We start from the raw sequence: 8119 nt of genomic DNA on the forward strand, positions 1-8119 counted from the left end.
TGGGGGAGGGTGGGCACAACCCACGACGGCGGGCGCCCTGGCCCAGTACCCGCACCCCGACGGGGTGGCAACCCACGACGTACGGTCACTCGTCCTCGTTGCGGCGAGCGATCACCCGGTACGCATTCGCGAAGCGAGTCCGCCTCGTCAGCGGCGCGAGGAGGCGGTCCGCAGCACGGGCGGCCCCGACGACCGGGGCGGACCCCCAGGTCAGGCCGGTGCGCACGGCGCGCTGGAGCCCACCCGGCGGCCGCGCGCGCCACGGCTGATCCGCCGCGGGCAGCGAGTGCTCGAGGGCGAGCGCAACCCCCGTACCGAGGTCGACCGGCACATGCGCGTCGCGCCGGTCGACGGCGGCCACGCTGTAACCGAGCCCCTCCAGCCCCCGCAGCAGGTTCCCGAGCGGCATCAGATGCAGGTGCTGCGGCTGGACGTACGACGCCCACCACCGCCCGAGCAGCCGGGCGTACCGGCTGTCAGGATCGACCGCCTCGATCAGCAGGTGCCCGCCGGGCCGCAACACGGTGCGGGCGGCGGCGAGTTCCTCGCGCGGGTCGGCGGTGCGCTCCAGATAGTGGAGCATGCTCAGCACGTCGTAGCGGCCCGCGAGCCGCGGTGCCAGCTCGGTGAGGGAGCCGCGGTGGCCCTCCTCGATGCGCCCCGCCCGGACGCCCTCCAGGACGGCCGCTCCTTCATCCAGCCCGTCGAAGGCCGTGTACGGGTGGACGTCCCGGGCGACCTCCGGGAAACGGGCCTGCCCCGTGCCGACGTCGAGCCAGCTCTCGGGCTCGCCGAAGGGCAGCATCGCCCGGGCGATGGCCAGGTGGCGCTTCGCGTCGTACCGGGCGCCGAGGCCGGGCCCGTCCTGGGCGTCCCGGCGGTAGAAGGCCCGGCCCTCGGGGGTGAGGCGCGGGTTCTGGAAGGTGTGGCAGCAGTCCAGGCACTCCTCGAGGACGAAGGTGCCCGGCTTGTGCTGGACCAGATCGGTCGTACGGAGCCGGAGGCGCAGCCGCTCCGAGCCGCACCAGGGGCAGTCGGTGCGGCGCGGCTCGTGGAACCGGTCGGTGCCCTGGGCGAGTTCACGCAGACACGCGGGACGCCGCTCGGCGACGGCCTGCCGGACGGCGGCTTGCTGGACGGCCTGCTGGATGAAGGGCATGGCTCCTCCGTGGCTCACCCGCGGTCGGGGCGAGCGAGAGAAAGCGAGTAATACGACAAATCCGTACGAGTCGGAACGTAGGGGATCACCAGCAGGGCCGCAACGACGCCGACCGAAGGCGTGGGGCACATGGCGTAACCCTTGACCCGCGCCATGGACGGGACGGCACCCCGCCCTAGGGCAGCCCGTCAGCCGCTCCGTTCGATCGCTGCCGGTACTGTTCGGCGAATGAGCTCGCTGAATCTCGACGACTTCACCGATCTGATCGAACGCCCCGACGGTGGCGTGCGCCGCGATGCCGAGGAGCGCAGGGAGCGGCTGGTCGTGCCGCCCGGGGCCCTCGGCCGTCTGGACGAGCTGGGCGAGTGGCTGGCGGCCGCGCAGTCCAGCGTGCCGGTCCGGCCGATCGAGCAGCCGCGCGTGGTGCTGTTCGCGGGCGACCACGGGATCGCCGAGCTGGGGGTCTCCGCCCGGCCGGCCGGCAGCGCTTCCGAGCTGGTGCGGGCCGTGCTCGCGGGCGAGAGCGCGGTCTCGGTGCTGGCGCGGCGGCTCGGCGTGCCCGTACGCGTCGTCGACATGGCGCTGGACTGCGACCCGGACAGCCTGCCCGGCGACGTCGTACGCCATCGGGTGCGGCGTGGGTCGGGGCGTATCGACGTCGAGGACGCCCTCAGCATCGAGGAGGCCGAGGCGGCGTTCCGCGCGGGCATGGCCGTCGCCGACGAGGAGGCGGACGCGGGCACGGATCTCGTCGTCCTGGGTGACCTGAGTGTCGGCGGCACGACGGCCGCGTCGACGCTGATCGCCGCGCTGTGCGGCACGGACGCCTCCGTGGTGACCGGACGCGGCGGGCGCCACATCGACGACCTGGCCTGGATGCGCAAGTGCGCGGCCGTACGGGACGCGCTGCGCCGGGCCCGCCCGGTGCTCGGGGACCAGCTGCAGCTGCTGGCCACGGTGGGCGGCGCGGACCTCGCGGCCATCACGGGCTTTCTCCTGCAGAGTGCGGTCCGGCATACGCCCGTGATTCTCGACGGGGTCGTCTCGGCCGCGTGCGCCCTGGTCGCGCAGCGGGTCGCGTTCCGCGCGCCCGACTGGTGGCTCGCGGGCCAGGCCAGCGGGGAGCCCGCCCAGGCGAAGGCGCTCGACCGGATGGCCATCGAGCCGCTCCTGGACCACGGGGTCTCGGTCGGCGAGGGTGCTGGGGCGCTCCTTGCGCTGCCACTCGTGCAGGCCGCTGCCGCCCTGGCAGCGGAGCTGCCGGAGGCCGACAGCAAGGCCGAATAGGGCGCCCGCCGTCGTGGGCTGTGCCCACCCGTTCCGCCCTGCGGAACGCCTGCCCACAGCGGTTAACGGCGCTCCTCCGCCCCGTCCCCGTCCGGTCTGCCGCCGAGCCAGTCCTGGACTCGGCGGCTGGGCCCCGCCCAGCGGCGGTCGTGGCGGTCGGCGCGCAGCCCGGCCCGCGCGCGGGCACGCGGCCGGCGGGCGTAGAACCTCTTCGCCCAGGGCGATCCGGGCCGCGCCAGCCGGACCGCGCCGAACAGCGCGACCAGCGGCACGATCGTGCCGATCAGCGCCAACCGCGGCTTGCCCTTGCCGAGGGCGACGAGGGCGAGGAAGAAATTCATCGCCGTGTTCATGACGACGATGGCGCGGTTCTGCCGCTCCTCGGGGCTCAGGTCGTTGACGCCGAACGGCAGGAAACCGCCGAGCACCAGCGCCACCAGCGCCGTCGTGAGCACGACGACCTCGACGCTCATCCGGCCCTTCTCGCTCCAGTAGACGTCGTCGAGATGGAGGATCAGCGCGAACTCGTCGAGGACGAGGCCCGCGCCGATGCCGAAGAGCACCGCCGACAGCAGGGCGCCGACGTCATGGGCTCCGGTGGCGACGGCGCCGAAGCCGCCGATGACGGTCAGTACGACGCCGGGGACCACGTGATGGATGTGCACATCTCCCGTACTGACGTTGCGGAAGGGGCCCCTGCCCGCCCGGATCGTCCGCGTGATGACTCTGACGGCCAGGAAGGTCCCCACGAACGAGAGCAGCGCGAGCAGCAGCGGCAGCTTGCCGGGCTCGACGATGTTCCGGAACCACCAGTGCCCCATATGTGCAATTTAGTGGGTTCCGTACGCGCACGAGGACGCCATGCCCGCGAAGTGCCGCCAACCGCCGCCCGGTTAACCTGCGCCAATGCCCGAGACCCCGCCCTCAGCCGATCCCCGCCCGGCAGGCCTCCGCTTCGCCTTCGGCACGCTGACCGCGCTCCCCGTCCACGTCACCCGGTGGGACCGCGAGGCGGCCCGCGCCGGGATGCTCTGCGCCCCCGTCGCCGGCCTGGTCATAGGCCTGTCCGCCGCGGCCGTCGGCGGTGCCCTGCTGCTCCTCGGTTCGGGCCCGCTGCTCGCCGCCGTGGCCACCGCCGCCGTACCCGCGGTGCTCACCCGCGGACTGCATCTCGACGGGCTCGCGGACACCGCGGACGGACTGGGCAGCGGCAGGCCCGCCGAGGACGCGCTGCGGATCATGAAGCAGTCGGACATCGGTCCGTTCGGCGTGATCACGCTGGTCTTCGTGCTGCTCGCGCAGGTGGCGGTGCTCTTCCAGGCGTACGACGCCTCGTGGGCCCGCGGCGCGGTCGCGGCCGCCGTCTCGGCGACCGCCGCGCGGCTCGCCCTCACGCTGGCCGCCCGCACGGGCGTCCCCGCGGCCCGTCCGGAGGGGCTGGGCGCCGCGGTGGCGGGGACGGTGCCGGCGCGCGGGGCGCTGCTCGTCGCGGCCGCTGTCGTCGGCGCGGCCGCGGCAGCCGGTGCGCTCCTGGGGGCGCCCGGCGCGGTCCGCGGCGCCGTCGCGGTGCTGGTCGCGTGCGCGGCCGCCGAGCTGCTGCTGCGTCACTGCACGCGCCGCCTGGGCGGGGTGACGGGTGACGTCTTCGGCGCGCTGACGGAGACCGCGGCGACCGCGTCGCTGCTGGTGTTCGCGCTGGGGTGACCTGTGCCGGTGCCGGCCGGTGCACGCACGGGTGCACGCACTGCTCCCGGCCCTGTCGGCCCACGCGGGCGATCACGGACTAGCCTGCGGAGACAAGAAGCCCGGAACAGTGAGCCCCGCCCAGGGGAACCGGACGCGCCGCACCGCGAGCGTCTCGCCGCCGCACCGGCATCGGTCGTGCGGATGACGCAGGCGCGACAGCAGGATGAACGCTCGCGGCATGAACGAACGGCGAACCCGCGCGTAGGCTCACTTCCGGCACTCTTCCGGCCCGGCACAGACTGGCCGCGCCCGGTCGAACCACCCCTCTCGACCTCATACAACGGAAGCGAGACATCACCACCGTGACTGCTCTGACTCTCAGCACCGCGGCCGCGTCCGGCCTGCGTGCCGACGCGATCGTCGTCGGTGTCGCCAAGGGCGCTGCCTCCAAGTCCGCGGGACTGGTCGTCGCACCCGGCGCCGAGGCCGTCGACAAGGCGTACGACGGCAAGCTCGCGTCCGTCCTGGAGACCCTCGGCGCCTCCGGCGGCGAGGGTGAGGTGACGAAGCTGCCAGCACCCTCCGGTTTCAAGGCGCCGGTCGTGGTGGCGGTCGGCCTCGGCGCGGTCCCGGACAACGGCGAGGGCGACAAGGGCGACGCGTACGCCCCGGAGACGCTGCGCCGCGCCGCGGGCGCCGCGGCCCGCGCTCTGGCGGGTTCGAAGAAGGCCGCGTTCGCGCTGCCCCTCGAGGACGCCGAGCACGTCGCGGCCGTCGCCGAGGGCGCCCTGCTCGGCGCGTACGCCTTCGACGCATACAAGGAGAACGGCCAGAACGGCAAGAACCCCGGCAAGAACGGCAAGGCCCCGCTCGCCGAGGTCGCCCTGCTCGGCGCCAAGCCCCGCGACAAGGCCCACAAGGCGGCAGCGGAGCGCGCCACCGCCGTGACCGAGGAGATCAACCGCGCCCGCGACCTGATCAACACGCCGCCGAACGACCTCGACCCCGAGGCCTTCGCCGCCGTCGCCACGGCCGCGGCCAAGGAGCACGGCATCAAGGTCCAGGTGCTCGACGAGAAGGCCCTCGCCAAGGGCGGGTACGGCGGCATCCTCGGCGTCGGCGCCGGCTCCGCGTCCCCGCCGCGCCTGGTCAAGCTCTCGTACACGCACTCCGAGGCGAAGAAGCACCTCGCGTACGTCGGCAAGGGCATCACGTACGACTCGGGCGGCATCTCCCTCAAGCCGGCCGGTCACAACGAGACGATGAAGTGCGACATGAGCGGTGCCGCCGCGGTGTTCGCCGCGGTCGTCGCCGCCGCCCGCCTCGGCCTCCAGGTCAACGTCACCGGCTGGCTGGCCCTGGCCGAGAACATGCCGTCCGGTACGGCCACGCGCCCCGGTGACGTGCTGCGGATGTACAGCGGCAAGACGGTCGAGGTGCTCAACACCGACGCCGAGGGCCGGCTCGTGCTCGCCGACGCGATCGCCAAGGCCTCCGAGGAGAAGCCGGACGCGATCGTCGACGTGGCGACGCTGACCGGCGCGATGGTGCTGGCGCTCGGCAACCGCACCTTCGGCGTCATGGCCAACGACGACGCCTTCCGCACGGCGGTGCACGAGACGGCGGAGGAGGCCGGCGAGGCGTCCTGGCCGATGCCGCTCCCGTCGGACCTGCGCAAGGGCATGGACTCCGCGACCGCCGACATCGCGAACATGGGTGAGCGGATGGGCGGTGGCCTGGTCGCCGGCCTGTTCCTGAAGGAGTTCGTGGGCGAGGGCATCACCTGGGCGCATCTCGACATCGCGGGCCCGGCCTTCAACGAGCAGGCCCCCTTCGGGTACACGCCGAAGGGCGGCACGGGGTCCGGGGTCCGGACGCTGGTGCGGCTCGCGGAGCGCACGGCTGCGGGCGACCTGGGCTGACATCGCGCGCCGGGCGCGGCGTCAGCCGCCCGTGTGCGCCCGGGCCCCGGACATCCGGGGCCCGGCCAGGAGTCGAGGCGCCCTGCGTCGTGGTGCTGTGCCCACCCGTTCCGCCCCGCGGAACGCCTGCCCACAGCGGTGCGGCGGGGCGGGAGAGCCATCTCACACACCGGCCCGGCGTCCCGACTGTGGCGGAAGGGTGCGAAGATGGGTTCTCGGCAGGACAGGGCCCCCACCACAGGGCCGAAGAAAGAGCGGCCGAACACCAGCCGACCGGCCGGTCGCCCCCCGGTGAAGGGGACCGGCGTACGGCGCACATGCATGGAGGACGTGACGTGGCGAACGACGCCAGCACCGTTTTCGACCTAGTGATCCTCGGCGGTGGTAGCGGCGGTTACGCCGCGGCTCTGCGCGCCTCTCAGCTGGGCCTTGACGTCGCCCTGATCGAGAAGAACAAGCTCGGCGGCACCTGCCTGCACAACGGCTGCATCCCGACGAAGGCGCTGCTGCACGCCGGCGAGATCGCCGACCAGGCGCGCGAGGCCGACCAGTTCGGTGTCCTGGCCAGCTTCGAGGGCATCGACATCAAGGGCGTCCACAAGTACAAGGACGACGTGATCGCGGGCCTCTACAAGGGTCTGCAGGGCCTGGTCGCCTCCCGCAAGGTGACCTACATCGAGGGCGAGGGCCGCCTGTCGTCCGCCACCTCCGTGGACGTGAACGGGCAGCGCATCCAGGGCCGCCACATCCTGCTGGCGACCGGCTCCGTGCCGAAGTCGCTGCCGGGTCTGGAGATCGACGGCAACCGCATCATCTCCTCGGACCACGCGCTGGTCCTGGACCGCGTCCCGCAGTCCGCGATCATCCTGGGCGGCGGCGTCATCGGCGTCGAGTTCGCCTCTGCGTGGAAGTCCTTCGGCACCGACGTGACGATCGTCGAGGGCCTGAAGCACCTCGTCCCGGTCGAGGACGAGAACAGCTCGAAGCTTCTTGAGCGCGCCTTCCGCAAGCGCGGCATCAAGTTCAACCTCGGCACCTTCTTCGAGAAGGCCGAGTACACGCAGGACGGCGTCCGCGTGACCCTCGCCGACGGCAAGACCTTCGAGGCCGAGGTACTGCTGGTCGCCATCGGCCGCGGCCCGGTCTCCCAGGGCCTGGGCTACGAGGAGGTCGGCGTCGCGATGGACCGCGGCTACGTCCTCGTCGACGAGTACATGCAGACCAACATCCCCACCATCTCCGCCGTGGGCGACCTCGTCCCGACGCTGCAGCTCGCGCACGTCGGCTTCGCCGAGGGCATCCTGGTGGCGGAGCGGCTGGCCGGTCTCAAGGCCGTGCCGATCGACTACGACGGTGTGCCGCGGGTGACGTACTGCCACCCCGAGGTCGCCTCCGTGGGCATCACCGAGGCCAAGGCCAAGGAGATCTACGGCGCGGACAAGGTCGTCGCTCTGAAGTACAACCTCGCGGGCAACGGCAAGAGCAAGATCCTGAAGACCGCGGGCGAGATCAAGCTCGTCCAGGTCAAGGACGGTGCCGTGGTCGGCGTCCACATGGTCGGCGACCGCATGGGCGAGCAGGTCGGCGAGGCCCAGCTGGTCTACAACTGGGAGGCGCTGCCCGCCGAGGTCGCGCAGCTCATCCACGCCCACCCGACGCAGAACGAGGCGCTCGGCGAGGCACACCTGGCCCTCGCGGGCAAGCCGCTCCACTCGCACGACTGACCTTCGGTCACTTCAGTCGCCTCACCAGGGCGCGACGACCACAGACTTCCGCAATTTCGTAAGGAGCAACCGAAACCATGGCGGTTTCCGTATCCCTTCCGGCGCTCGGCGAGAGCGTCACCGAGGGCACTGTCACCCGCTGGCTGAAGGCCGAGGGCGAGCGTGTCGAGCTCGACGAGCCGCTGCTCGAGGTGTCGACCGACAAGGTCGACACCGAGATCCCGTCGCCCGCCGCCGGTGTTCTGGCCTCCATCAAGGTCGCCGAGGACGAGACGGTCGAGGTCGGCGCCGAGCTCGCCGTCATCGACGACGGCACGGGCGCGCCCGCCGCCGCCCTGCAC

General features: G+C 72.7%; 7 protein-coding genes. 5 read left to right on the forward strand and 2 right to left on the reverse strand.

The window, feature by feature from the left end; all coding sequences use genetic code 11:
• Positions 1–85 precede the first annotated feature (85 nt).
• Positions 86–1159, reverse strand: a complete 1074-nt coding sequence (locus tag STSP_RS32500; protein WP_067284616.1) for a class I SAM-dependent methyltransferase — start codon at positions 1157–1159, stop codon at positions 86–88.
• 228 nt (positions 1160–1387) lie between these two features.
• Here STSP_RS32500 and cobT point away from each other — a divergent pair, with 228 nt between their 5' ends.
• Entirely contained in the window at positions 1388–2446 is a 1059-nt protein-coding gene (cobT, locus tag STSP_RS32505) for a nicotinate-nucleotide--dimethylbenzimidazole phosphoribosyltransferase (RefSeq protein WP_067284617.1), read from the forward strand.
• 62 nt (positions 2447–2508) lie between these two features.
• On the opposite strand, the gene STSP_RS32510 is transcribed toward cobT, so the two are convergent.
• Positions 2509–3267 carry a hypothetical protein gene (locus STSP_RS32510; protein WP_067284618.1) on the reverse strand — a complete coding sequence of 253 codons (759 nt, stop codon included), beginning with the start codon at positions 3265–3267 and terminating at the stop codon, positions 2509–2511.
• Between the two features lie 85 nt (positions 3268–3352).
• Here STSP_RS32510 and STSP_RS32515 point away from each other — a divergent pair, with 85 nt between their 5' ends.
• The 4 genes from STSP_RS32515 to STSP_RS32530 form a co-directional block, all read left to right on the forward strand.
• The gene (locus STSP_RS32515) at positions 3353–4150 is read left to right on the forward strand and encodes an adenosylcobinamide-GDP ribazoletransferase (protein ID WP_067284619.1); all 798 of its coding nucleotides are present in this window, start codon (positions 3353–3355) and stop codon (positions 4148–4150) included.
• A gap of 344 nt (positions 4151–4494) precedes the next feature.
• On the forward strand, positions 4495–6054 hold the full coding sequence (locus tag STSP_RS32520; protein ID WP_067284620.1) for a leucyl aminopeptidase: 1560 nt from the start codon (positions 4495–4497) through the stop codon (positions 6052–6054).
• A gap of 335 nt (positions 6055–6389) precedes the next feature.
• Positions 6390–7778, forward strand: a complete 1389-nt coding sequence (gene lpdA / locus STSP_RS32525; protein WP_067284621.1) for a dihydrolipoyl dehydrogenase — start codon at positions 6390–6392, stop codon at positions 7776–7778.
• A gap of 77 nt (positions 7779–7855) precedes the next feature.
• A partial coding sequence (locus STSP_RS32530) for a biotin/lipoyl-containing protein (RefSeq protein WP_332835406.1) occupies positions 7856–8119 on the forward strand: 264 nt, incomplete at its 3' end.

Source organism: Streptomyces jeddahensis (assembly GCF_001642995.1).
Classification (GTDB): domain Bacteria; phylum Actinomycetota; class Actinomycetes; order Streptomycetales; family Streptomycetaceae; genus Streptomyces; species Streptomyces jeddahensis.

Bases quoted from the DNA above. Each gene is read 5' to 3' on its own strand.
- STSP_RS32500 (WP_067284616.1), bottom strand. From the start codon at position 1,159: ATGCCCTTCATCCAGCAGGCCGTCCAGCAAGCCGCCGTCCGGCAGGCC.
- STSP_RS32515 (WP_067284619.1), top strand. From the start codon at position 3,353: ATGCCCGAGACCCCGCCCTCAGCCGATCCCCGCCCGGCAGGCCTCCGC.
- STSP_RS32510 (WP_067284618.1), bottom strand. From the start codon at position 3,267: ATGGGGCACTGGTGGTTCCGGAACATCGTCGAGCCCGGCAAGCTGCCG.
- cobT (WP_067284617.1), top strand. From the start codon at position 1,388: ATGAGCTCGCTGAATCTCGACGACTTCACCGATCTGATCGAACGCCCC.